The following is a 25,893-nucleotide window of genomic DNA, read 5'->3' as shown; positions in this document are numbered from 1 at the left end:
GTGGCAGAGTCAGAGTTAAGCGGCCCGGGGGTCAATGCGAGCCAGGGGGAGGTGCTCCCTTTTACCGCGATACCAGGCCTGTGAGCTGGGAGCCACAGGAAGCGGTTCCTCATCCCCTTCCAGCCTTTTGAAGACGCCGTCACGATACACCTCCACGTGACCGTCATCCGGGTCCATGGTGGCGATGCGGAGCCACTGGTTGCAGACGATTTCGTTGAGCTCACGGTCCGCGCTGATGACTTTCATGAGACGGGCCGGCGTGGTTTCGACAATGAAGAGCATGCGCACCGGCTCGTGAATCTCGACGGCCTGCGCGGGGAGGCCTGTGCGGAGGTCGCTCTGGTAACCGTTCATCACGCCGAGGAGGCCGTTGATGTTGTGAGGGAGCTTGGTGCCGCTGCCGTAAACGTCGTTGTCCACCGCAGAGAAGTAGTAGTCGAGATTGATGCTGCAGCAGACGGGGAGAGCCGCGCCGATCACCTGAGCGAGCGCCTCATCGCCGGGGTCCTTGGTGGCGTCGTAGGAAACAAGGAAGGCGCGGCGGTCCATGAAGAGGCCTTTGGTGATCTCCCGCCGTCCGACGAAGGTAACGGCATTGGTGCAGTGGCCGTACTCGGGCCGGGGCTCGCCGATGTGTTCCGCGCGCTCCTGGACATGGCGCAGGCTGGAGTCCGGAGCGATGTCATGAGCGGCAGCATCAAAACGGCGTGAGCGTTCATGGGCATTGAGGGTGCGGGCCTTGTCGAGCGACTGATGGACGCGCAGGAGATCGCCGCGATGGGTTTCGGGAAGAAGATCCAGGTCGAAGAAGTGGATGTCTTCGTTGCAGGTGTCGTGATAACCGCCCAGAAACCAGGTGTCCTCCGGAATGACGACGCCCCTGGCGCGCAGGGCTTCGCGGACAGCGGGGCGGTTGGCCATGATGGCAAAGAGGCGTGCGTTGGGCGCGCCGCTGTGGCCGCCGCAGGCCTGGCAGCAGTAGGCGGACTCGTAGGGGTTGTTGAGGCTGGTGGAGCCGTGGCCGAGGATGACGACCAGTCTGGCGTGCCCTTTGTGAAGACCTGCGGGCCCGAGCACCTCATACACACAGTCTGCCTGCTGCTTAAAGGTGATGCCGGTCATGAGGCCGGTGGTGGCGCCCCGGGAGGCTGCGTCATCGCTCATGAAGGAAAACTCGGTCCTGGGCTCGGGCAGGAAAGAGCGGTTCAGCCACTTGATGAAGCGGCCGTAGGACAGCGGGGTGAGCACGCGCAGCGCGAGCGGGAAAAGGCTCAAAAAGCCGAGGCAGGCGGTGCTGACCCAGCCGCGCACGAGGGTGCGGGAGGAGATGAAGCCATGGCGTACGACGCCAGCCCAGGCACGGCGCAGCCCCTGGCGCTGTTTGTGGAGATGCGCCTGATCCTGCAGCGGGACCTCGCGGACGGCATGCTCGGGATCGACGACGACGGGGCAGTATGAGACGCCGCCAGGGTCATCGATGCCGGCATAATGGATGGCCACGCCGAAGAAGCCGGCGACGCCGACAGTTTCGATGCCGGGGTCGGCCTCCTCGAGGGCGCGCCGCATGGATTCTTCACGGTCGTCCATGCAGAAGATGACCTGGGCGACGAGGCGGCTGCTGCTGGGAAAGACGCAGGGCATGGTGCGATGCCTGGCGAGCGGGATGAGCACGCGACGCTCATGGCGACGCTCATAGGCGAGGTGAAGCAGACGGCGGCGCTCGATTTCATGACAGGCGAGAATTTCCTGTGCGAGGCGGGCCATCTCCGCGTCCGGGAAAGCCATCAAGTCATGGCTGCTGATGCCCAGGAGCTGGGCCACGTCAAACACACGGGCCGTGTGAGTCAGCGGATCAAAACGCGGCACAGGGAGGAGGGTGGAGCGCCATGCGGCGGTGTCTCCGGCGACGTGTGTGAGAGCCGCGATGGTGTAGGTGAGGCGGAGCGCGAGAAACTCCATGACGGAGCAGCGCACGCGATCATGGGGAGCGAGCGTGGGATCCTGCTCAAGCATGCGGACCATGCCCGCCCAGCCACGCAGTGCGAGGAGCTCCTCGGTGATGAATTCCTGCCACTGGCCGAAGGGCACACCGAGCCGAGCGAGGGCCTCCAGCACGACGGCGTCTGCGTCCATATTGGCCGCCTCCTGGCGCAAGAACTCAGCATGCACGCCGCTGAGATGGGCCGGGAAGATGGCGAAGGCCTGAGGCATGATCTTGCGAGCCGCACGGAGGAGTCCTTTGTCGCGATGCGGCATGGGCCAGTAGGCAATGCCCTGGTCCAGATAGGCGGCGGTGAGGCGGATGAGCGGCGGGTGGATGAGGGCGTCCAAGTCGATGCCCTGCTGCGCCAGGACGACCTCACGCGGACGTTTTGGCGGGACGGGAGGAGGGACGGGCTGGGGTTTGACCCGGGCGAGGCATGCCGCCCAGAGCGCCGAGGGGGAATCTGCGCGGAGTGCGGAGGCGGAGGATGGGGGGAGGTCGGTGCGGAAGGAGTCCAGCCAGCCGCCCTCCTCCATCTGCCAGGAGATGTTGATGCCATTCACGCGGCGGACGCCGGGAGCGAGCATGGCGCGACGGAGCTGACGGCGCCGGAGCCTGCCGGGGAGGATTTCGGCATCGGGCTCGCAGGAGAGGACGGCGTCGAGGTCTTCATCGAGGATGCGGCTTTTGGCGCGCTCTGTCTGATAGGCCTCCTCGGAGAGGAAGGGCTCGGCCTTGAAGAGCGTGCCGCCTTCAATGACCGCGTCTTCAAATCTGCGGTGCTGGAGGGAGAGGAGGGTGTTGTAATGAATGAAAACCCCCAGGGGCCCCTGGATGGGCAGGAAGCGAGCCGCATGATCCACCACCTGGCGCAGATGCTCGAGCCGCCCCTCTGCCGGCTGAGTCTCCTGCCTGGAGTCGTGACAGCCACAGGTGCTGGCATGGGTGCGGGTACTCATTGAAGATCAAAAGCCTATTATATAAGGCTGAGGAGATGGCTGCGCCATCCCTTGATCAGGGGGTATTCCGCTACGGAGCGCGGGGGCGCGGATTTAGGAAAGCGCGGAGGGAAAATGACGAATGGTGCGGCGATATGCGGGGCGGCACTGCCGTCTGGCTGGAAGAGCAATCATCCAGAGCAAAACGATGCGGGAGCGTATGGGACCGGGACGATCCCACTCCTCCAGAGCTCTGACGCGCTGGCAGAACGTCACGGGCATGCTTCAAACGAAGAGTGAACCCGTTTTCAACTGTGCACGGTATCAGACCTGTTCTCGAAAAGCCTGTCATATTGCCTGGAAGACGGAGCGGCCCGATTGGATGCGTTAGTCGCCGGCCTGTTATCTTCAAAGAACAGGTCCAAGCGCCTGGGGTGAAGCGGAGCGGTCCTTGTTCCGCAGGAACAAGGCTACTTTGCCTTGCCAGGAGAGCTGTCCGGGATCGAGGATGTGTGATGCCAACGGGATGGCTTCGCCGGGGAGGTGGTGGAAGGGAAGCGCGCGAGACCTAGGGAAGATTGATGCGCTGATCGACGGGCAAGCGTGCCATCGTGCTTAGCCGGGAGGGCTATTCTGCTTTTGGCGGAGTTTGGAGGGGGACGACGATTTCGATGCGGAGGCCGCTGGGATGCCTGCTGGTGGCGGTGAGCTCGCCGCCAGACTGGCGGGCGCGGGCGCGCATGCCGACCATGCCGAGGCTGGGGCTGTAGATGATGTCTCCGCCCTGATGGGGAAGGCCTTTGCCGTTGTCTTCGATGGTGAGCCGGATGGTCTGCTCCCGGTGCATGAGGCTGATCTTGACCTCGGTGGCCTCGGCGTGACGGGCGATGTTGGTGAAGGCCTCCTGGGCGATGCGAAAGAGGTGTGTCTCTGTTTCATCCGGGAGACGACCGGTGAAGTCGGACTCGTAGTCCACCTTCATGCGGGTGCGCTGGCCGAATTTTTCCGCGAGCCAGCGCAGGCCGGCGTCCAGGCCGAAGTCGTCGAGAATGACGGGGCGGAGGAGCTGGGAGAGCTCGCGGACGTTGGCGATGGATTCGTCCACGAGGTGGAGGCAGTCTGCGCGCAGTGAGGGGAGGTCCTGGGTGGAGCCTTTGGTGAGGTTGGCACGAACGGCGGCGAGAGACTGGCCGAGCTCATCATGAAGCTCATGGGAGAACCTGCGAGCGGCCTGCTCCTGGGTCTGAAGCATGTGCCAGGAGACGCGGCTGAGCTCCTCTGACTGCCAGCGGATGCGCTGGATGCTTTTGCGGGCGAAGGCTATGGTGAGCATGGCGCAGATGGCGGCGAGGACGGTGCTGGAACCGAGGAGGAGGGTGGAGTCGTCACTGAGCTCCTGAGACTGCTGCTCCAGCAGGTGCTCTGTCTTGGAGAGGTGGTCGGAGCTGATTTTGATGAGCTTGTCCACGAGCTCGAAGACGCGGCCATGATGCTGAAAGAGGATTTCCATCTTGTCCCGCTGGACGGGCTCCTGGCTTTCGAGAAGACGATGGGACTCACGGGAGAAGGCTTTGACGCGCCTGTCGAGCTCGGTCCAGAGCTCGGCGTCTGCGAGAGAGCGGGTCTCGCCACTGAGGCGGGAGACCTGGCGGTCGCTTTCATCGAGCTCGGCGAGCAGCCTGACGAGGTCATCACGCTTATGATTGATCTGAGTGAACTGATGGAGAACGGCGGTCATGGTGTTCTCCTCCGACTGGACGTCCTGACGGAGACGGGCGATGAGGAACTGATCGCGGGCGAGCTGCTCGACGCCGCGGCGAATGCCCTGGCTCTGACGCACGGCGACGAGGCCGGCCGTGCCGAGGAGGACCATCACCAACAGGAAACCGAGCGCCAAGACGCGCATGACGTAGCGCTCTGTGATCCGGAGGAACGTGAAGGACATAAAGGGAGGGTGCGGGGCTCAGACGACCATGACAGCAGGAGCCGTCAACGACGTCCTCCCGGACCCCGTGGGCTGGATGTGATGGAGAGCTACCACAAGGCGCAGCCTCCTCACCTGAACGAGCCTGTCAAGGTACTGGTGAAACAGGACCAGAGATGAGAACCCGATGGAAGCGGCACTGATCGCACCCGGCCTCACCCCGAAGGGCACTGCATGAACGAACTTATCCTGGGCGGGGAGAGGGGAAACTTGCCGGGCTCCATCACGGCTATAGAAGAGCTCGTGAGTGTATTCTCAGTCGATGAGGCCGTTGCGGATGGAGAAGCGGACGAGCTCGCCGATGGAATGGAGATTGAGCTTTTCCATGATGCGGCCGCGATGGGCTTCGACGGTGTAAACGCTGAGATTGAGCACGGAGGCGATCTCCTTGTTGGTCTTGCTCTCGGAGATCATCTGGAGGACTTCGCGCTCGCGGGGGGAGAGGAGGTCGATGGGATTGGTGACGTGCTTGCGGTAGTCGTCGAGGACGGCGTCGCTGACTTCGGGGCTGAGGAAGCCTTTGCCGTTGGCGACGGCGCGGACGGCGGCGAGGAGATCGCTCTCGTTGCTGTCTTTGAGGAGGTAGCCGTTGGCGCCGGCGCGGAGCATTTCGCGGACGTAGACGGAGTCCTTCTGCATGGAGAGGGCGAGGATGCGCGCCTTGGGCACGGCCTTGGAGATCTGGCGTGCGGCCTCGATGCCGTTGAGCTCGGGCATGGTGACGTCGAGCACGACGACGTCTGGCTGGAGGTCGATGGCTTTGTCCACAGCCTCGCGGCCGTTGGAGGCCTCTCCGACGACCTCCATGTCCCACTGGGCGGCGAGGATCATGCGGAAGCCGTTGCGCACGACGGCGTGGTCATCGGCAAGAAGAATGCGTGTTGCTTTGGCGGACATGAGAGGCGCACCATAGCAGGCCGGAGCCTGCGGCAAAGGGCAAAAACTGCGGTGATTTTATGGGCAAGGAGGAGGGAGGGTCGTCCTAGAGACGCCGCCCCTCCTCCCCCATTCCATGTCCGTTTTTCGCCTATCCAAGATTTTCCTCAGCCTGGCTTTGCTGCCTTTGTCCGGTCACGCCCAGGCGGTGGTGAAGGCTCCGGAGGCGGAGGGCTCGCTGGCAGAGGCGGTGGAACTGGAGCTGCCGGAAATAGTCATTGAGGGCAAGGCGGAGAGTCTGATCGGGATCGCGACCTCGGCCTCTAAGGGCCAGACCAGCGCCAAGGAGCTGATGGCGCGGCCTTTTTCGCGGCGTGGTGAGCTGCTGGAAAGCATTCCGGGCTTCATCGCCACGCAGCACAGCGGGGATGGCAAGGCGAACCAGTACTACCTGCGGGGGACGAACCTGGACCATGGGACGGACTTTGCGATCTACGTGGATGGCATGCCGGTGAACCTGCGCAACCATGCGCATGGCCAGGGGTATGCGGACACGAACTTCATCATCCCGGAACTGGTGGGCGAGCTGGAGTACTGGAAGGGCACGTACTATGCGCAGCATGGCGATCTGAGCTCCACCGGGGCGGCGCGCTTCAAGCTGGTGGATGCGCTGCCGCAGGGCATCCTGTCCACGACCTGGGGAGAATATGACTACACGCGCACGCTGATTGCAGACACGATCCAAGCCGGTGCGGGGCAGCTGACCGTGGCGCTGGAGCACCAGTATTACAACGGGCCCTGGGAGCTGCCCTCAGACGCCACGCGGCTGAACGGCTTTCTGCGCTGGCACTGGGAGAACGCCAAGGACAAGATCAACCTGACCCTGATGGGCTACCACGGCAAATGGAGGTCCACCGACCAGGTGCCCCTGCGTGCCATGGAGAGCGGCCTGGTGGGCCGATATGGGAACCTGGACCCCACCGACGGCGGCAACTCACAGCGCTACAGCCTTTCGTTTGACTGGGTACGGAATGAAGGCCGCACCACCACGCGCGCCAATGCGTATGCGGGCTTTTACGACCTGGATCTGTTTTCCAATTTCACCTTCTACATGGACAGCTTTGCCCGTGGGGACACGCTGGGCGACCAGTTTGAGCAGAGGGACCACCGATGGTTCCTCGGTGGTGAGCTGGCGCGAGACTGGCGCTTTGATGCCCTGGGGCAGGAGCAGCGGTTCACCCTGGGCGTGCAGCTGCGGACCGACATCATCACCGGACTGGGGCTGTACAACACCGCTCAGCGTCAGCGCTGGAACACCGTGAGGGAGGACGACATCACGCAGTCCACGTACGGTCTCTACGCGGAGGCTGAGCTGAAACCGGCGCGCTGGCTGCGGATCATCCCCGGGGTGCGCGGCGACGTGTTTCAGTTCAACGTGGAAAAGAGCAACCTCCCGGAGAATGCGGGGTCGCTGACCAAGGGGATCGTGAGTCCGAAGCTCAGCATGGTCTTCGGGCCATGGGCCAAGACAGAATTTTATGTGAACGCCGGCATGGGCTTTCACAGCAATGACGCACGAGGTGTGAACATCACCACGGATCCGAACACGGGCCTCCCGGCAGACCGGGTCAATCCGCTGGTGCGGACCTACGGGGCGGAATTCGGCATTCGCAACGAGTCCATTCCCAAACTGGTGAACACGCTCTCGTTTTGGATGCTGCACAGCGATTCGGAGCTGATCTACACGGGGGATGCCGGCACGACGGAGCCGGGGGCGGCCTCGATGCGCAAGGGGATCGAGCTTTCCAGCTACTGGCGTCCTGAGGACTGGGTGATGGTGGATGTGGAGGCCACACTGACCGATGCGCATCTGGTGAACACGGATCCGCCGAACCAAAAGATCCCCAACTCGATTCCCTACACTCTCAATGCTGGCATCACTCTGGGGGGCGCGCAGGGCCTCTTCGGCTCGCTGCGTGCGCGATACTTTGCGCCACGGCCCCTGGATTCGGTGGTGGACGTCAAAACGCGCGAGTCGCTGCAGGTGAATGCCCGCCTGGGGTATCGGAAGAACAACTGGGAAGTCGCGGTGGACTGCCTCAATCTGCTCAACCGCAGCGACTACGATGTGGCGTACTACTATGCGTCCCAGCTTAAAAGTGATGCCGCGCCGGTGGACGGGGTGCATGTGCACCCGATCGAGCCGCGGATGTTTCGCCTTTCGGTGACCTGGCGCTTCTAATCTAGCGGACTGCCGGCGGCTTTTTGCCACCAGTGCCGAGCTCTTTTGAGCGAGATCCGGGGGTAAAATGGCGCTTTGTGGCCATGTGGGCCGGAAAAATTTGTGCCTGAAATGGTGGAGGCCAGATGCCCAGACAGCCTGAGTTTGTCAGGATTTGCTCAGACATGTCAGAAATGAGTCATTTATTGTAAATGAAATGCAAATATGACGTCTTTTTATTTAATGACGTGACCCTTCAAGCCAAGTTGAATAAAAAATTCATAATTGAAACGCTTTACAGAGAATTGTTTCAATTATAGTTTATAAATAAGCATTCACTTGGATTCATTGAGTCTATTTTGAGTGTCGAAAATGCTAACGTTTTCAACCATGAAACTTCCCTCTCCTGCTCACAAGCTGCGGCAGCTGCCTTTGCTGGCTCAGGCAGCTGCGTTGCTGTTCGCTTTGACCGGCGCTGGCTCTGCTGCCACGACCATCGAACTGAGCGAGCCTTTCAAGCCTGCCGGTGAAAACTACACCATCACGGCGCTGCAAAATCTCACGCCTCTGACCTTGGACGGCGCCACTGCCCTGGGAGCGAACCCGAACATCAACCTGGAGTTTCAGGGTGGCTTTGGTGTGCGCTACACGAATACATATGGGGGGCTGACGGACTTTGGGATCGGCCTGTATGACGCGAGCTGCGCGCCGGGCATCCAGGTAGCCTCCACGGGGCTGAACATTGTTTTTGACCAGCTGGTGTCCAGCCATGGCCTCTCCGCCACGCTGGGGGACTTTGACATTGCGAACCTGTCCACAGACTTCAGCACGGGCAATGTGGCGCCGACCGTTTCCATCTATGGAACCGGGGGCCTGCTGCTCGGCAACTTTTCGGCCGCAGACATCATCGCTGACAATGCGCTGAGCCTGCTGAGCAGCAACGACCCGATCACCAACACCGACCTGTGGAAGCTCAATCTGGACGCCTTGATCGGCCCGAATGTGCTGGTCTCCGGCTTCACTCTGGGAGCGGACCTGCGCAACGGAGGCGGCAACCTGATGGACGTGAGCGGCAATGCCTATTACCTGGTCTCGGTGACTGGCTGCGAATGCGCCTCTGTGCCGGAGCCTGGCTCGGCTTTCCTGATCCTGAGCGCGGGACTCGGCGCGCTGATCATCACCCGCCGCCGCCACCGGGATCTGCTCTGGGCGAAGTGACGAGAGCCTGATCTGCCGCTGTGTGCGATGCGCCGTGGGAACCCTGGTTTCCCACGGCTTTTTTATGCTGCGTGGCTGCGGGTGTTATTCTTTGAACTCCTCCCGGTCGGGAATGCGGGTGAAGGCGATCTTGGTGCCTGAGAAGGTGCGGACGGCGTCTGGGGTGAAACCGATGACGACGGAGTCGCGACCGTACTTCTGATTGATGTCATCCATCACACGGCTCAGGAGCTCGCGCTGCTGTTTCGGTGCGGAATCGCCGGAAAGATCGAAAAGCTCAAGCTGGCGCGGCCAGGCCTCTGCCACCAAGCCGAACAGGGTCACCGACACCTTTTTGACGCGCTGCCAGCGGGCCTGCTTCATCACCCGCAGCCAAAGATCCGCCAGCACACGTGCGAGCGCGATGCTGTCCGAGCCTTCGTCAAATCTGGCCTGGGCTTCGCAGCGCGGCCCGTCCTCCAAGCGTATGCTGAGATGCAGATGGCTGGCGCGGTACTCCATGCGGCGCAGCCTGCTGGCGGCCTTGAGGAGGAGCCTGCGGGCGACAATGCCTGCGGCGGGAGGGGTGCGGAATTCGGGGGCGAGCACATGGCTGTGCCCGATGGTGCGATGCGCAGGGGGAACGTCATCTTCCGTGATGCCACCGTGCAGTCCGTGCCAGAAGCGGTCGCCGCCCACGCCGCCCCAGGCGCGGTGGAGCGTCTCGCGATCTGCGGCCCACAAGTCTGCCATGGTGCGGATGCCGCAGGCGTGAAGGCGGGGCTCCATGCGGCGGCCGATGCCGCAGAGGTCTCGCAATTCGAGATCGAGAAGGCGGCCTGGCAGGTCCTCCTGGAGGAGGGCGACGAGGCCGTCGGGCTTTTGCATGTCGCTGGCCACCTTGGCGAGGAAGCGATTGGGAGCGAGGCCGATGGAGCAGGTGATGCATTCGCCAATGTGCTCGCGCAGGCCCTGCTTGATGCGCTTTGCGAGGGCGGTGGCCACCTCGAGGGGGCGGCGGGGAGCGTCGAGCTTGCAGGCCATTTCGTCGATGGAGCAGATTTGATGAACGGGGAAATGGCGCTCGACCTCCTTGATGATGTCATGGTGAAACTCCACGTAGCGATCGTGCCCGGCCATGACGGTGATGAGGTGCGGGCAGCGGCGACGGGCCTCGCCGATGTTGGTGCCGGTCTTGATGCCGTATTTTTTGGCCTCGTGGCTGGCGGCGATGGCGCAGGTGGTGTCTGAGTCCACCGGAACGACGGCGACGGGCCTGCCACGGAGGGCGGGATTGAGCTGCTGCTCGACGCTGGCGAAGTAGCTGTTCAGGTCGAGAAACAGCCAGTCCACCAGGGGCTGGGAATGAGAAGGAGCATCGGGCGAGATCATTGAAGGAGGCCAAATTGGTTGTGATTTCAACATGTGTTCATTAGAACACTTTTAGGGCCGAATAAAGTCCAATTCACATGATCTTACAGGGTTCTTACCAGACCTAAGTTGATCGCCACAATAATTTTTATAACCAATAAAACATGCAGCCTTCACCTGCTACGGCATCCATTTCCTCATCTGAAGCATCCCCCACACCCTATCCCCTTCTTTCCTCCGACGAAGCCCTGTTCCATGCCTGCCTGGAAAACCTGACCGCCCAGCGCTGCCACATTCAATGCAAACCCCGGCTCTTCGAAATCCTTCATGCTGAAAACGCTGCGGGGTTTTTAAAGATCTGCCAGCGGCATACCGATTTCCTGATCTACCGCAAAGGGGACTGGCTGCCGATGGTGGCGATCGAGTTTGAGGACGGGAGTTCCGGCAAGGCCAGCCGCAAGGCACGTGACCGCCAGTTGGTGAAGGACATTTTTTCGACCTTCGGCATTCCCATGCTGCAGATTCATTCCAAAGAGATCAACCACATCGACACACTGGTCCACAAGCTCAGCAATGCCTGGCTGCAGCGCAATGCCAATCTGGAGATCCTGCCGCCGCCGAGCGAGGTGTGCGCGCCGCACCCGCCCACGACCACCCTGCTGTCAGCCATTGCCGCAGGGACAAGTCCGAACGCGAGCACAAGCCGCGCGTGCTCCGCCATTTCCTGAGCGGCTTGAAGCCTTCCTAATCCCCCAACTGGAAGTCCAGGGTGCTCTTTTTTGCGACATTTTCCGGCGCGTCGCGATCGACCTCAAAAGGTCCCAATAAATTGTTGCCGGCCAGATCTTCAAGCAGGGGGTCGATCTCGACAAGGCCTGCGCCTGATGGCCAAACTGAAGCAGGCGTGAATGACCAGGTGCGAGCGTCCGAGGCCACGTGAGCTGAGCCGGTGATTGTGGCGGCGCGAGCTTTGACCGTCAGCGCGGAAACGAGTATCGCGGGGTCAAGGGGTTCGTCGAAGGTAATGGTCAGAGGATCGCGGGTGGCGGCTTTGGGTGGCGTGATCTGCCAGCGGAGAGGATCAGGGCAAGTGTGGTCTGGCGCTGCTGCGGTGATGGGAAAGGTGATGTCCTTTCCGAGAGCCACACCGGCAGTGGAGCGCCAGGAAGAGGCGATCTTGAGGGTGTATGGACTGTTTTCCTGCAGGACGGGGCCTTCATCCTGGTTGAGGTTGACGCCGGTTTTCTGACGGCCAGGATGGAGCCAGAGGGTGAGGCGTCTGCCGTCGGGGGACCAGAGCTCGGTCTCGCGGAAGGCCCCTTGAACGATGCTGCCGTCGTGGCGCAGGAGGGTGATGCGATCGAGAAACACGCCCTGCTCCATGGGCTGGCTGAAGTGGAGGTAGAGCTTCAGGGCATTGGCCGGGAGACTGGTGGGAGCGGGAGAGATGCTGGCGGCAGGAGCGGCGGCGGCGGGGCGCTGGAAGTGCAGCTGCTGGGTGGTCCAGTGACCGTCGGGGGACTGGACTTCCACACGATAGGTCTCTCCGGGGACGAGCGGCAGGGTGGCGGCGAAGCGGACGTGGGCAGCGGATTTTGAAATGCTGCCAAACAGGGGCTCTGTGGCTCCTGTGCGAAACACGCGGATGTCCACCCCCGGGGACTCGATGTGACCGGAGGGGTCCACCTTTGCCTCTGCGGCAAAGGCGGTGGCGCCAAGGAGGGCGAAGAGCATGAGCCAGCGCTTCACGGCAGGGCGGCGACTTCGAGGGTCAGCGTTCCTTCGGCATCGCGGAGGACGACGGCCTCGGTGTCGCTGAGCTTGTCCACCTGCACGGCACCAAAGAGCGCGTCCACGATTTCGATCCCCTGGGGGCCGTCGTGCTGTTTTTCGTCGCGGCGGGCAGCGTTCTCGTTGGTCTTGTCGGGGGCCTGTGAGTCGAGGTAGTCCATGCTGATGCGGGCACCCCACATCTTGCTGGGACCGAAGGCGTTCTGCTTGAAGCGCTGGGTATGCACGACAAGCCATTCCTTGCCACTTTTGTCAGTGTAGCTGAAGAGATCGAGCGGGCGGTTGCCGCTGCCGAGCTCGACCATGCTGACGCCTTTGACCTGGGCACCGCTCTGGATGTCGTCCACCTTGAACTTGGCGACGGGGGTGCAGGCGAAGGCGCCGACGACAAAGGTACCCTCCTGTGACTGATAGGGAATGAAGCTCTGGATGGGGGCCTTGGTCTCCCACTTGCGATGAGCGACGTGGTAGGTTTCGGCGCTGAAGACGCTAGCGGTGGCGCCGTCTTTGACCGGAACTGGGATGGTGAAGATGCGGGAGGCGAACTCCTCATTGCAGGTGCCGGTGGCGAACACGCGATCTTTGTCGAAGGCGACATCGGTGATGTTGGTGACCTTGCTTGCGGTGCCGCCGGGCAGGGTGACACGGGCCCATGAGAGTGGCTCAAGGTTCAGCGGAGTGATCTTGCCGTCAGAGCCGACACTGACGATGAGCACGGCGTTGTCCGGGCGGCGCTGAACGCCGAGGTAGATGCGGCCGCTGGCGGGATTGACCGCGAGGTCTTTGACGGTGATGTCCTCCTTCTTCACACCGAGGCCTGCGGCGATCTGGGCACCGATGTCGGCGACGGGCTTGGCGAGCTTTTCTTTTTGAGGGCCTACATCGCCCGTCTGAACGGCGAGCACGCTGGCGGTGCCGGGCTCAGCCACGAGCAGGAGGCCCTCCGGCCCAAAGCTGATGGAACTGAGGGACTGGATTTTGAGGCCGCCTTTCTGGGGCGACTCGAGCAGCGCCGCGGAAGCGCCGAGGGTGGAGGCAAGGAGGAAGGAGAGGCAGAGTGCTTTCATGGCCGGTGAACTGGTGGTGGGCTATGGTACGGAACCAGCAAGGCGAATGTCACGCCCGAATGTGAAATTGAAGTTCACGGCGAGTTCATCGTCTGAGGCTTGATCTTTGGTCGAAAACCAGCGACCCGATGCGACGCGCCCATGAAAAAGAAGCCAACCGAAGAACGCAAGCCGACGAAGTCCTCCCTGTCGCTCTGGCAATCGTTGAAGCGGTTTTGCATCATTTTTGTTCTGGGTGGATCGCTGGTGTGCACGCTGGGGGCAGCGGCGATCATCGCGTATTACAGTGAGAGGGCGAAGGCGTATGATCTGACGAAGCTGGGAGACATGCCGGAGCGAACGATCGTGATGGATGCGAAGGGGGTGATCCTGGGACGGATGCACGGGGAGAACCGGATCATCGTGCCGCTGAGCGAGGTGTCTCCGTGGTTTGTGAAGGCGCTGCTGGCGCGAGAGGACTCGCGCTTTTACAAGCATGGCGGGGTGGACTACCTCGGGGTGGCGCGAGCGATGGTGCGCAATGTGAAGGAGCTGCGGGTGGTGCAGGGGGCGAGCACGCTGACGATGCAGCTGGCGCGCAACAGCTACCCGGACCTGGATGACCGGAGCCTGAACCGGAAGCTGGTGGAGATCATGCTGGCGCGGAGGATCGAGAAAGCGTGCACGAAGGAGCAGATCATCGAGCATTACGTGAACCGCATCTTTTACGGGCCGGGCATCTACGGGGTGCAGCGGGCAAGCCAGGTGTACTTTGGCAAGCATGCGAGCCAGCTGAGCCTGAGCGAGGCGGCGATGATCGCGGGGATCATCCGCAGTCCGGCGCGCTTTTCGCCCTTCCGGAATTATGAGGGGGCGCTGAAGGAGAGGGACACGGTGCTGAAGCGGATGCTGGAGCTGAAGATGATCACGCCGGAGGAGGAGATCGCGGCGAAGTATGCGGACATCGCGCTGCATGCGCAGCCTTTGTTTCAAAGCCAGGGGGGCTACGCACTGGACACGGTGCGGCGGGATCTGGACCTGATCCTGGAGCAGCAGGAGATCGAGGACGGCGGGCTGCAGGTGTACACCACGCTGAACAAGGAGCTGCAGGATGCGGCTGATGAAGCGGTGGAGAAGCGGCTGGCGGCGGTGGAAAAGCAGGGTGGCTACGCGCACCCGAAAAAGGCCGATTTTGACAAGACGTGGGACGGCACGCAGGAGGTGGCCTCGACGCCGTACCTGCAGGCGGCGCTGATGATGCAGGACAACACGACCGGTGGCATCCTGGCGCTGGTGGGCGGGCGCGACTACCGCCACAGCAAGTACAACCGTGCCACGATGGGAGAACGACAGATCGGGTCCACGGTGAAGCCGTTTGTGTATGCTGCGGCGATCGCGTCCGGCTTCATGCCGGGGACGCTGATCAATGATGCGCCGATCCAGCCGGGTGAGATTGAGGGTGCCTCGCCAGGATGGAATCCGCAGAACTCGGACGGCAAGTTTCTGGGGCCGACGACGCTGACGGACGGGATCGTGAAGAGCCGCAACACGATGACGCTGCGACTGGGGAACTACGCCGGAGTGGACCGGGTGATCGACCTGCTGACGAATGCGGGCTTTGCTAAACCTGCGGAGCGGACGCCGCAGATTTTCATTGGTAACATTGGCGGGAATCCGCGGCAGCTGACGAGCGCGATCAGCGTGTTTCCGAACCAGGGGCTGCGGCGCCGGCCGTTCCTGATCGACCGGATTGTGGACAAGGCGGGCAACGTTATTTATCAGACGCCGGTGCTGGAGTCCGAGGTGATGACGCCGAGCGTGGCGTTTCTGATGCGCAACATTTTGGCGCAGGTGCTGGACCGAGGCACGGCGGCCACGCTGCGCAGCGAGTATGGATTCAAGGAACCGGGCGGTGGCAAGACGGGGACCACGAATGATTACAAGGATGCGTGGTTTGCGGGCTATACGGACCGCGTGAGCTGCGGGATCTGGGTGGGGCTGGACAAGCCGCAGACGATTGTGGAGGGCGGGTATGGGGGCACGCTGGCGCTGCCGATCTGGGCGGATGTGATGAAGAAGGCGGTGGCGCTTGGGTACAAGACGGAGGTGCCGAAGGTGTCGCTGCCGCTGTCACGGGTGTCTTTGTGCCGGGTGAGCAGCCAGCTGGCGACGGATGGGTGTGCGCAGGCGGGAACGGCGTATGAGGATGCGCTGCCGTATGATCTGGTGCCGCAGAATTTTTGTTCGGAGCATCAGGGCTATCATGCGCCGGCGCCGCGTCCGGCATCACATGGTCGCGGGCGGGGATTGTTTGATCGGATTCGGAGCTGGTTTCAGTGACTGGGGGGAGACTGGCGGAGGGTATGCGGGAGTGCTGGGCGATGCGGAGGCGTGAGGGATCGGGACGATCCCTCTCCTCCGGAGGGGTGGGGTGTGCGGAGGAGCTGGGAGAAAGGATGTGATGGGTGGCGCGAGCCGCACAGAGGTTTGCCTTCGGCCGGCTTCGCGTTGTGCGGCCCCTTATGCTGGCGCTCTGGTGCTCGCGCGAGGGTCCTGGGAGGATGCGTGCGCTGATCGACAGGCAGGAGTGCCTGTCGTACTTATGAGGCTGCGCTAAGTTTGCGTGGGTGGGACATTGCTGCGCGGATGACATTTCCTGGCAGTCGGAATGCTGGGGTGGAAAGGACAGGCCGGAGGCCTGTCTCCCATGGACAGCCGGGACGGCTATCCTCCGAGGGGAAATGCGGAGCTCCGCACAGAGGTTTGCCTTCGGCCGGCTTCGCGTTGTGCGCCCCCCTATGCTGGCGCTCTGGTGCTCGCGCGAGGGTCCTGGGAGGATGAGTGCGCTGATCGACAGGCAGGAGTGCCTGTCGTACTTATGAGGCTGCGCTAAGTTTGCGTGGGTGGGACATTGCTGCGCGGATGACATTTCCTGGCAGTCGGAATGCTGGGGTGGAAAGGACATGCCAGAGGCCTGTCTGCCGTGGACAGCCGGGACGGCTATCCTCCGGGGGGGGAAATGCGGAGCGCCGCACAGAGGTTTGCCTTCGGCCGGCTTCGCATTGTGCGGACCCCTATGCAGGGGCTCGCGCGAATGACCTGGGAGGATGAGTGCGCTGATCGACAGGCATGAGTGCCTGTCGTACTTCAATGCTTCAATAGCCGAGCCAGGGACCGAGCCATTTTTCGGCTTCGTCGAGGGTCATACCTTTGCGGGCGGCGTAGTCTTCGACCTGGTCTTTGGCGACGACGCTGATGCCGAAGTAGTGGGCCTCGGGATGGCTGAAGTAGAGGCCGCTGACGGCGCTGCCGGGATGCATGGCCATGCTTTCGGTGAGCTCGACGCCGGTCCTGGCGGTGGCATCGAGCAGGCTGAAGAGGATGGGCTTTTCGGTGTGGTCGGGCTGGGAGGGATAACCAGGTGCGGGGCGGATGCCGCGGTAGCGCTCCTTGATGAGATCCTCGTTGGCGAAGTCCCCTTCCTTTTCATAGCCCCAGGCCAGACGGGCCTGCTTGTGGAGGTATTCGGCGAAGGCTTCGGCGAGGCGGTCCGCGACGGCCTTGACGACGATGGCGCTGTAGGGGTCGTGCGCCTTTTCAAACTCGTGCGCGAAGTCGTCCGCACCATGGATGCCGACGGCGAAGCCGCCGATGTAGTCGGCGCGGCCGCTGCCTTTGGGGGCGATGTAGTCGCTCAGAGCGTAGTTGGGCGTGTCCTTCTTGATGACCTGCTGGCGCAGGGTGTGGAAGGTGGTCTGCACGGCGGCGCGTGATTCGTCGGTGTAAACCTCGATGTCGTCGCCGGTGCTGTTGGCAGGGAAGAAGCCGATGATGCCGCGCGGGGTGAAGCGCTTTTCGGCGATGATGCGGTCGAGGAGGTCGTTGGCCTCCTTGTAGAGCTTGAGCGCCTCGGCTTCGGCCTTGGTCTTCATCTCGGGGTCTTCGTGGGCGGATGAGAAACGCTGCTCGGCGGCGATCCAGCGGCCGCGAAGCTCCCAGGAATGGAAGAAGGGCGACCAGTCGATGAACTGGCGCAGGGTGGCGACGAGTTCGGGGCCTTCGTAGGTTTTGGTACCGAGGAAGGAGGGGGTGGCTATGTCCTGCGTGGCCCAGTCAAACTTGGTGCTCTTTTCGCGTGCCTCGGCGAGGCTGAGGAGGGTGCGGTCTTTTTTGCGGCCGTATTCCTCGCGGAGCCTGGCGTGGCGCTCCTCGTTGCTCTTCACGAAGCCTTCGCGCTGGTCTTCGCTCAGAAGGGCGGTGGTGACGGGAACGCTGCGGGAGGCATCCAGCACGTGGACGATGCTGCCGCTGTATTTGGGAGCGATCTTGATGGCGGTGTGAGCCGGGCTGGTGGTGGCACCGCCGATGAGGAGGGGCTGCTTGAAGCCACGGCGCTCCATCTCGCTGGCGACGTGCGCCATCTCATCGAGCGACGGGGTGATGAGGCCGCTGAGACCGATGACATCCGCGCCGACTTCGAGGGCCTTTTCCAGAATCTTGTCGCAAGGGACCATGACGCCCATGTCGGTTACTTCGAAGCCGTTGCAGGCGAGAACGATGCCGACGATGTTTTTGCCGATGTCGTGCACGTCGCCTTTGACGGTGGCGAGCACCACTTTGCCAGCGCTGCGCTGATTGGGGTTGGCGGCTTTTTCAGCCTCCATGAAGGGCTGCAGGTAGGCCACGCTCTGCTTCATGACGCGGGCGCTTTTGACGACCTGGGGCAGGAACATTTTGCCTGCGCCGAAGAGGTCGCCGACGACGCTCATGCCATCCATGAGGGGGCCTTCGATGACGGAGAGGGGCTTGCCGAGCTTGGCGAAGACCTCGGCGGTGTCTTCATTGATGAAGTCGGTGATGCCCTTGAGGAGCGCGTGCTCGAGGCGCTTCTCCACGGGGGCCTGACGCCAGCTCATGTCGATCTCGGCCTTCTTGGTGGTGCCGGCCTGGCCTTTGAACTGCTCGGCGTAATCGACGAGAATTTCCGTGGCGTCGGGGCGGCGGTTGAGGATGACGTCCTCCACCTTTTCCAGCATCTCCTTGGGGATCTCCTCATAGACCTCAAGCATGCCGGCATTGACAATGCCCATGTCCATGCCCGCCTTGATGGCGTGGTAGAGGAAGACGCTGTGCATGGCCTCGCGGACCTTGTTGTTGCCACGGAAGCTGAAGCTGACATTGCTGACGCCGCCGCTGACCTTGGCGTGGGGCAGGTGGTGCTTGATCCAGCGCGTGGCGTTGATGAAATCGAGGGCGTAGTTGTTGTGCTCCTCGATGCCGGTGGCGACGGTGAGGATGTTGGGATCAAAGATGATGTCTTCGGGCGGGAAGCCGACTTCATCGACGAGGATGCGGTAGGCGCGCTCGCAGATGCGGATCTTGTCGTCGTAAGTGGCGGCCTGGCCCTGCTCATCGAAAGCCATGACGACGGTGGCGGCACCGTACTGCTTGATCTTGCGGGCGTATTCCTTGAACTTTTCCTCGCCCTCCTTGAGGGAGATGGAGTTGACGATGCCCTTGCCCTGCAGGCACTTCAAACCGGCCTCGATGATCTCCCATTTGGAGGAGTCCACCATGATGGGGACTTTGTTCACCTCGGGCTCGGTCTGGAGCAGGATGAGGAACTTGGTCATCGTGGGCACGCCGTCGATGAGGCCTTCGTCCATGCAGACATCGATGACATTGGCACCGCTCTCGACCTGCTGGCGGGCGATGGCGACGGCCTCCTCGAGCTTGCCCTCCTTGATGAGCTTGGCGAACTTCGGTGACCCGGCGACGTTTGTGCGCTCGCCGATCATGAGATAGGGCGGGCGCTCTTCCGGTGTGGCACCTCTCAGCACGAAGGGCTGGGAGCCGCTGAGGCGCATGGTGTGGGGGTCCTGCGGCACCTGACGTGGTGGCAGGCCCTCAAGTGCCTTGGCGATGGCGGCGATGTGCTCGGGGGTATTGCCGCAGCAGCCGCCCATGATATTGACGAAGCCGCTGCCGCCGAAATCTTTGGCAAAATTGGCCATGTCCGGCGGAAGGAGATCGAAGCCGGTGGGGGCCAGCGGATTGGGCATGCCGGCATTTGGATAAGCGGAGACGAAGCAGTCGGCCTTGGTAGAGAGCTCCTCCAGGAAGGGACGCATCTTATCAGGGCCGAGGGAGCAATTGAGGCCGATGGAGAGGGGCTTCACATGCCGCATGGCATTCAGGTAGGCCTCGGTGACCTGGCCGGAGATCATGGTCTCGCCGCCCGGGCCGACGGCGGCGCTGATCTGGACGGGGAGCTCGACTTTGTCCTCCTCAAAGACCTCGCGGATGGCGACGAGGGCGGTCTTGGCATTGAGGGAGTCGAAGATGGTTTCGACCATCAGGGTGTCCACCCCACCAGCGATGAGGGCGCGCACCTGGTGCTTGTAGGCCTGCTTTACCTGATCAAAGGTGACGTAGCGGAAGCTGAGGTCCGAGAGGTCTGGGAACTGGGAGAGGGAAACGGTGAGCGGCCCGATGGCACCAGCGACGTAGCGTTTGCGGCCGGTTTTCTCGCCCACGAGGTCGGCCCATTTGCGGCACTGCTTTGCGGACTCGAAATTGATCTCCCAGGCGAGGTCATTGAGAAACTTGTCCTCGATGACAGTCTGGAAGAACTCGGGGTCTTTGCGGTGGCCTTCCGGCACGTCTTTGAAGAACTCGGCCTGGGCAATGCTGGTGCCGCTGAAGGTGTTTGTCTCGATGATGTCGGCCCCGGCTTCCAGGAAGCGGCGGTGGATGTCCTCAATGATGTCCGGGCGGGTGATGCTGAGGATGTCGCCGTTATTGAGGAGGTCCTTTTCGTTGGTGAGGAAGCGGGTGCCGCGGGCGTCGGCTTCCTTGAGCCCGTAGCCGCGGATGGTCGTGCCCATGGCACCATCGATGACCAGGATTCTCTGGCGCATGGCGGCTTCGAGTTCGGGGCGGACATTGGGACGTGAAGGCATGGTGGAAACTAGCGCCGGAGATGGACGGGTCAACCGTCATATGAACGCATCATGATTTGAGCATGTGACTTTATTTCTAATTTACAAGACACCCATCCGTTATACCGGCACGCATGCCCGCCAAACCCAAAGTCCCCTCCCCCATCGAATCCAGCCCTGAGGCCATCAATGAAAATCTGGGGAAGCGAGTGAAGAAGCTGCGCGGGGACCGGGGGTGGTCGCTGGAGGAGCTGGCGACGGCGAGCGGGGTGAGCCGGTCGATGCTGAGCGAGATCGAGCGGGAGAAGGCGAACCCGACGCTGACGGTGACCTTCCGGATCGCGCGGGCATTTGGGCTGACGCTGCAGGAACTGATCGAGAGCGCGGAGGCCAGTGCGTCAAAGATCCAGGTGATCCGGGCGAATGACCGGGCGCAGGTGTACCGCAGCGACAAGCAGTGCGAGATCCGCACGCTCTCGCCGATCAACCTGGAGAAGGATGTGGAGTTTTATGAGCTGACGCTGAGGCCGGGTGGGACGCTGCGCAGCCAGCCGCATTTTGAAGGAACGCGCGAGTTTCTGACCGTGGAGGAGGGCAGTGTGCGGGTCGAGTCTGACGCCAACAGCGAGGAGCTAGCGAAGGGGGACTCAGGGACCTACCGCGCGGATGTGCCGCATGCGATCGTGAACACCGGCAAGGGAGATGCGCTGGTGTTTCTGGTGGTGATTTATCGATAACCGCTTTCTCAACCCATTTACTTTTTTCCAACCCAACCATGAAATCAGCCACCCTCCTTGTCCTCCTGGCGTTTGCCGGGGTTCTCAAAGCCCAGATGCCATCAGCGCTCGTGAATGGCGAGCGGGGGAAGATTCTCGACGGGGTCAAAACGGTGCCGAAGGCGGGAGCGCCGGGGCCGGTGGGGATCTGGGGGAACATGGCGTTTCCGATTTTGTCGGCCCCGGACAAGGACGGGGTGGAGATCGCGGTGGCGGCGGCAGCGGGGTATGGCAAGGGGCGCATCATCCTCTTTGGACACAACAGCTATCTGGCAGGCGGTGAAGGTGGGGATCATGCGAAGCTGATGGAGAACTGCGTGAAGTGGGCGGGCAACAAGGAGAAGCCACGCGTGGGGCTGAAGGGGGTGAATGCGGTGAATCTGTACAAGCAGCGGGGTTTTAATGCGGAGACTTTTGACAAGATCGAGAAGAAGAGCCTGAACGACTACGACGTGGTGATCGTGAACATGCAGGGCATCATCAGCCCCGAGGAAGGCGCGGTGGTGGCGGAGTATGTGAAGGGCGGAGGTGGATTCATCGGCGGGATGACGGGATGGGCCTTCAGCCAGACGAGCGGTGGCAAGGATCTGGCGGTGTCCCATGGGCTGAACCAAGCGCTGATGCCTGCGGGCGTGGCGATCACGGACATGAGCGCCTTTGACCAACTGAGAGGCTTTGAGGCACGCACGGAACTGCCGGCGATGATGAATGCCTCCGAGGCGATCGCAGCAATCAAGAAGCAACGCGAAGGCGGACCGGCGCTGACGGCGGAACAGATGAAGCAGGGCACGAATGCGATCCAGATCGCGATGGCGGCGCAGCCACCGGACCGCAGCAATCTCAAGACGGCCGTGCTGGCGGCGCTGGGCAATGCGGGAGCGGATGCAGCCGTGCCGACGGCCCAGGCTCCGCTGACCGCGGAGAAGCACGCTGCGCAGAGGCTGCGGCTGGGGATGGAAACGCGGGTGCTGAAGCTGGCCTCGGGTGAAGGGGTGGCGGCGCATCCTGCGCATGCGGTTTTTCCGGGGAAAGTGCCGGCGGATGCGCCGCGGGTGAACGGGGAGATCCGTGTGACGCCGAGCATCCCGGGCTGGACCAGCACGGGGCTGTATGCGGCGGCTGGAGAGACGATCACGGTGACGCTGCCGGAGAAGCTGGCGGACAAAGGGTATGCAGTACGGATAGGCTGCCACAGCGACACGCTTTACCACCTGGACAAGTGGGAGCGTGCGCCGGACATCACGCGCAGCGTGCCGCTGGCCACGGCGACGACGAAGACGGCGAGCGCCTTTGGCGGGCTGATCTATATCGAAGTACCGGGACGGGCGAAGGATGACGAGGCATTTACGGTGGCAATCTCCCATGCGGTGGCTGCGCCGCTGTTTGTGCTGGGGCAGGATGATGATGCGAAGTGGAATGAGATCAAGAAGCGCCCTGCCCCGTGGGCGGAGCTGGCGTGTGACAAACTGATCCTGAGCTGCCCGACGGAGGTGGCGCGTGCGATCAACAATCCGACGCAGCTGATGGAGTTCTGGAAGCAGGTGGTGGAGGCGCAGGATGATGTGACGAACCAGACGGCCGAACGCAAGCGGCCCGAGCGAATCGTGGCGGATGTGCAGATCAGCGCGGGCTACATGCACAGCGGGTACCCGATCATGATCCCGACGAGCGCGGCGCCGGAGATGACGACCTTTGGCAAACTGAAGTTTCCGGGCTGGGGATTTTACCATGAGATCGGACACAATCATCAGCGCGGTGATTTCACCTTTGATGGAACGGGCGAGGTGACGAACAACGTCATCGGGATGTACTGCTATGACGCGGTTTTGAAGAAGGACTGGCTGATCGGGCATGGAGCGATCTCCGAAGAGGCGCGCAAGGAGCACATCCAGAAGATCAAGAAGGCCTCGAACAAATGGCAGGTGTGGAAGAGCGATCCCTTCACGGCGCTGACGACCTACATTCAGCTGGTGCAGGAGTTTGGGTGGGAGAGCTGGCGCAAGTATCTGTACAGCTTTGACGATCCGAAGTTTGGCCCTGCGCCGAAGGGGGACGATGAAAGGCGTGACCAGTTTCTGGTGCGCTACTCGAAGATCGCGAATAAGAACCTGGGGCCGTTTTTTGAGGCGTGGGGGATTCCGGTGAGTTCAGCGGCGAAGGCGGAGGTGGCGAAGATGGAGGTGTGGATGCCGAAGGGACTGTGAAGATTAAATGACGAATGAGTAAATCCGAATGCCGAATGGCCGGGCCATGAGCCGCTGAAGGAAGGGCTGGATAGGATCACAGGTGGGGAGGGTGAACTGCCTGTGAGACTGGCCTGTTTCGATGGCTCGCGCGGAGGGTTGGGGAGGAGAGAGGGCGCTGGGTGTCGCGAGCCGCACAGAGGACTGTGCGGACCACTATGCTGGCGCCCTTTGCGGAGGCTGTGGGTGATTAGCCCATCGGCAGCTGATCACTTCGCCAGGGAGGCGCAGATGATTTCTTCGTCGTTGCGCATGAAGACGCATTGGCTGGCGAAGGCGGGGTGGGACCAGACGACGGGGCGGCGGGGGTCGGTGGTGGTGGGTTTGAGGAGATGGGCGCGGCTGATTTCCTCGTAACCTTTGGGAGAGAGCTTGGCGATGATGAGGTCGCCCTGTTCGTTGGCGAGGAAGAAGCGGTCGGCGTTTTTGATGATGAAGGCATTGGCCCAGCGGACGAGCGGGCCGCCGGTGGTGGCAGCCATGCTCTCCCAGAGGCGCTCGCCAGTTTCGAGCTTGAGGCAGCGGAGCTGGCCGTAGCTGCAGACGCCGTAGATGTGGCCGTCCTGAATGAAGGGGGTGCTGATAAGGCTGTGGAGGGTGTCGGTGTTTTTTTCGCTGAAGCTTTTGCCTTCCCAGAGCAGCGTGGCCTCGGGCTTGGCAGCGTCGAGTTTGAAGCATTTGGAGCTGGTGTAGAAGGAGGTGAAGAAGAGGAGATCGCCCGCGAGGCGCGGGGTGGGAACGGTGAGGCCGAAGCGCACTTCCCAGGGATGGGACCAGAGGACTTTGCCGGTGGCGGGATCGAGGGAATTGACGGCCTGCGGATGCCAGAGGATGAGCTGCTTTGTACCGCCGGCCTCGATGATGATGGGTGAGCCGTAGCCGGGCTCGCGTGCGTCGAGTGCGCGCCAGAGTTCTTTGCCGGTGTCTTTGTCGAATGCGACGGCCAGGCTGCCGGAGCCACCGCAGAGGCAGATGAGGCGCTGGCCATCGAGAAGCGGATGACCGGAGAAGCCCCACATGGGAGTCTTGGCGCCGTATTCGGATTTGAAGTCGTGGGACCAGAGAACCTTGCCGCTGGCGGCGTCGAGGCAGAGGAGATTTCCCTCCGCGCCGAGAGTCCACACCTTGCCGCCGCTGACGAGCGGGGTGCAGCGCGGGCCGGTGGAGTAGCTCATGGTGTAGGTGCAGTCGTAGCGGTGCTCCCAGATGACGGAGCCTGATTTGGCATCGAGGCAGAGGACGCGCTCGGTGCCAGGAATGAGGCCGCGTGCGAAGGCGTTGCCGGGGATGCTGGCTTTGTCCGCGACCTGGCGGTCCATGAGATAGACTTTGCCATCGGCCACGGCCGGGCCGGTGTAGCCGCCGCCGATTTTGACGCGCCAGAGGATGGGAGGGCCGCCGGATGGGAAGGAGTCGATGATGCCGGATTCGCGCCAGACGGAGTCGCTTTGAGGACCGAGCCACTGGGGCCAGTCGTCGGCATGAATTGCAGTGGCGAGCAGGAGAAGGAACAGGCTGACGATGCGCATGGACAAACAAACTCACCACCCGGATTCATGTTGCAGAGAATCTGGCAGCCCACACGTTTGGGCATTATGCTGAACCTGCCCGACTCCCAGCGCCTGCATGGCCTCGTCACAGCCACACACACGCCTTTTCATCCGGATGGAGCGCTCAACCTTGATGTGGTGGAGAAGCAGGCGGCCTTTCTGCAGAGCAAGGGAGTGAACATCGTGTTCATCGGAGGCAGCACGGGGGAGAGCCACTCGCTGACGCTGGAGGAGAGGCTGCTGCTGGCGAAATGCTGGATGGCGGTGACGAAGGGAAGCGCGATGCGTGTGGTGGTGCATGTGGGGGCGAACTGTGTCGCGGATGCGAAGACGCTGGCGGAGCAGGCGGAGGAACTGGGGGCGGCGGCGATCGCGGCGCTGACACCGATGTATTTCAAACCGAAGAACGTGGAGATGCTGGTGGAGACGATGGCGCAGATCGCGGGAGCTGCACCGGAGACGCCTTTCTATTATTATGACATTCCGTCGATGACGGGAGTGAACCTGCCGGTGCCAGAGTTTCTGCGTCAGGCGCGTGAGCGGATTCCGAATCTGGCGGGAGTGAAATTTACCAATCCTGACCTGATGGCCTACCAGTACTGCCTGCGCGCGGATGGCGGCGGGTGGGATCTGCCCTTTGGCTGCGATGAGCACATGCTCGGCGCGCTGGCGATGGGTGCGAAGGGAGCGGTGGGAAGCGGATTCAACTTTGCAGCACCGATCTATGCGCGCCTGCTGGCGGCGTTTGCGCAGAAGGATTTTGAGGCGGCGCGTGTGGAGCAGTTTCGCGGGGTGCAGATCATCAGCACGCTGGCGAGCCATGGCTACATGGGCGCGGCGAAGGCGGTGATGAGCATGCTGGGTGTGGATGTGGGCCCTGCCCGACTGCCGAACAACACGCTAACTCCTGAGCAGAAGGACAAGCTGCATGGCGAGCTGGAGGCCATGGGCTTCTTTGAATGGGTGAAGTGAGGC

The 25,893-nt window shown here is 62.3% G+C and carries 15 protein-coding genes; 7 read left to right on the top strand and 8 right to left on the bottom strand.

Annotated elements, in window-relative coordinates; all coding sequences use genetic code 11:
- Positions 1–15 precede the first annotated feature (15 nt).
- The 3 genes from ACFQDI_RS00790 to ACFQDI_RS00780 all read right to left on the bottom strand — a co-directional run bounded on the left by ACFQDI_RS00790 (position 16) and on the right by ACFQDI_RS00780 (position 5,803).
- Positions 16–2,943: a DUF2309 domain-containing protein gene (locus tag ACFQDI_RS00790; RefSeq protein ID WP_377162389.1), complete on the bottom strand. Its 2,928-nt coding sequence runs from the start codon at positions 2,941–2,943 to the stop codon at positions 16–18.
- Positions 2,944–3,550: 607 nt separating this feature from the next.
- The gene (locus ACFQDI_RS00785; RefSeq protein ID WP_377162387.1) at positions 3,551–4,867 is read right to left on the bottom strand and encodes a sensor histidine kinase; all 1,317 of its coding nucleotides are present in this window, start codon (positions 4,865–4,867) and stop codon (positions 3,551–3,553) included.
- Between the two features lie 294 nt (positions 4,868–5,161).
- The gene (locus ACFQDI_RS00780) at positions 5,162–5,803 is read right to left on the bottom strand and encodes a response regulator (protein ID WP_377162385.1); all 642 of its coding nucleotides are present in this window, start codon (positions 5,801–5,803) and stop codon (positions 5,162–5,164) included.
- A 115-nt stretch (positions 5,804–5,918) separates the two neighbouring features.
- On the opposite strand from ACFQDI_RS00780, the gene ACFQDI_RS00775 reads away from it, so the two are divergent.
- Both ACFQDI_RS00775 and ACFQDI_RS00770 read left to right on the top strand, forming a co-directional pair.
- Positions 5,919–8,024, top strand: a complete 2,106-nt coding sequence (locus ACFQDI_RS00775; RefSeq protein WP_377162383.1) for a TonB-dependent receptor — start codon at positions 5,919–5,921, stop codon at positions 8,022–8,024.
- 369 nt (positions 8,025–8,393) lie between these two features.
- Positions 8,394–9,221, top strand: coding sequence for a PEP-CTERM sorting domain-containing protein (locus tag ACFQDI_RS00770; protein ID WP_377162381.1), 828 nt, complete (start codon positions 8,394–8,396; stop codon positions 9,219–9,221).
- Between the two features lie 84 nt (positions 9,222–9,305).
- Here the strand turns inward: ACFQDI_RS00770 and ACFQDI_RS00765 are convergent, their stop codons facing one another.
- Entirely contained in the window at positions 9,306–10,592 is a 1,287-nt protein-coding gene (locus tag ACFQDI_RS00765) for a Y-family DNA polymerase (protein ID WP_377162379.1), read from the bottom strand.
- 143 nt (positions 10,593–10,735) lie between these two features.
- Between ACFQDI_RS00765 and ACFQDI_RS00760 the strand changes: the two genes are divergently transcribed.
- The gene (locus ACFQDI_RS00760; protein WP_377162377.1) at positions 10,736–11,299 is read left to right on the top strand and encodes a DUF2726 domain-containing protein; all 564 of its coding nucleotides are present in this window, start codon (positions 10,736–10,738) and stop codon (positions 11,297–11,299) included.
- A gap of 16 nt (positions 11,300–11,315) precedes the next feature.
- Here the strand turns inward: ACFQDI_RS00760 and ACFQDI_RS00755 are convergent, their stop codons facing one another.
- Both ACFQDI_RS00755 and ACFQDI_RS00750 read right to left on the bottom strand, forming a co-directional pair.
- Positions 11,316–12,320, bottom strand: a complete 1,005-nt coding sequence (locus ACFQDI_RS00755; RefSeq protein WP_377162375.1) for an Ig-like domain-containing domain — start codon at positions 12,318–12,320, stop codon at positions 11,316–11,318.
- Positions 12,317–13,429 (bottom strand): hypothetical protein, encoded by a 1,113-nt coding sequence (locus ACFQDI_RS00750; protein ID WP_377162373.1) that lies wholly within the window; start codon positions 13,427–13,429, stop codon positions 12,317–12,319. The genes ACFQDI_RS00755 and ACFQDI_RS00750 overlap by 4 nt, the downstream gene beginning before the upstream one ends.
- Positions 13,430–13,570: 141 nt before the next feature.
- Between ACFQDI_RS00750 and ACFQDI_RS00745 the strand changes: the two genes are divergently transcribed.
- Positions 13,571–15,748 (top strand): transglycosylase domain-containing protein, encoded by a 2,178-nt coding sequence (locus ACFQDI_RS00745; protein ID WP_377162371.1) that lies wholly within the window; start codon positions 13,571–13,573, stop codon positions 15,746–15,748.
- An 815-nt stretch (positions 15,749–16,563) separates the two neighbouring features.
- Here the strand turns inward: ACFQDI_RS00745 and metH are convergent.
- On the bottom strand, positions 16,564–20,370 hold the full coding sequence (gene metH, locus ACFQDI_RS00740; RefSeq protein ID WP_377162369.1) for a methionine synthase: 3,807 nt from the start codon (positions 20,368–20,370) through the stop codon (positions 16,564–16,566).
- Positions 20,371–20,483: 113 nt separating this feature from the next.
- On the opposite strand from metH, the gene ACFQDI_RS00735 reads away from it, so the two are divergent.
- A complete protein-coding gene (locus ACFQDI_RS00735) occupies positions 20,484–21,086 on the top strand; it encodes a helix-turn-helix domain-containing protein (RefSeq protein ID WP_377162367.1) in 603 nt (200 codons plus the stop codon).
- Positions 21,087–21,124: 38 nt separating this feature from the next.
- Positions 21,125–23,329: a M60 family metallopeptidase gene (locus tag ACFQDI_RS00730; protein ID WP_377162365.1), complete on the top strand. Its 2,205-nt coding sequence runs from the start codon at positions 21,125–21,127 to the stop codon at positions 23,327–23,329.
- A 248-nt stretch (positions 23,330–23,577) separates the two neighbouring features.
- Here the strand turns inward: ACFQDI_RS00730 and ACFQDI_RS00725 are convergent, their stop codons facing one another.
- On the bottom strand, positions 23,578–24,897 hold the full coding sequence (locus tag ACFQDI_RS00725; protein WP_377162363.1) for a PQQ-binding-like beta-propeller repeat protein: 1,320 nt from the start codon (positions 24,895–24,897) through the stop codon (positions 23,578–23,580).
- 66 nt (positions 24,898–24,963) lie between these two features.
- On the opposite strand from ACFQDI_RS00725, the gene ACFQDI_RS00720 reads away from it, so the two are divergent.
- A complete protein-coding gene (locus ACFQDI_RS00720; RefSeq protein ID WP_377162361.1) occupies positions 24,964–25,890 on the top strand; it encodes a dihydrodipicolinate synthase family protein in 927 nt (308 codons plus the stop codon).
- The last annotated feature ends 3 nt before the right edge of the window (positions 25,891–25,893 follow it).

Origin of the sequence: Prosthecobacter fluviatilis, assembly GCF_042655725.1 — a bacterium.
GTDB lineage: Bacteria > Verrucomicrobiota > Verrucomicrobiia > Verrucomicrobiales > Verrucomicrobiaceae > Prosthecobacter > Prosthecobacter fluviatilis.
Note: the sequence above shows the minus strand (reverse complement) of the source record. Positions and strands in the feature narration are given on the sequence as shown.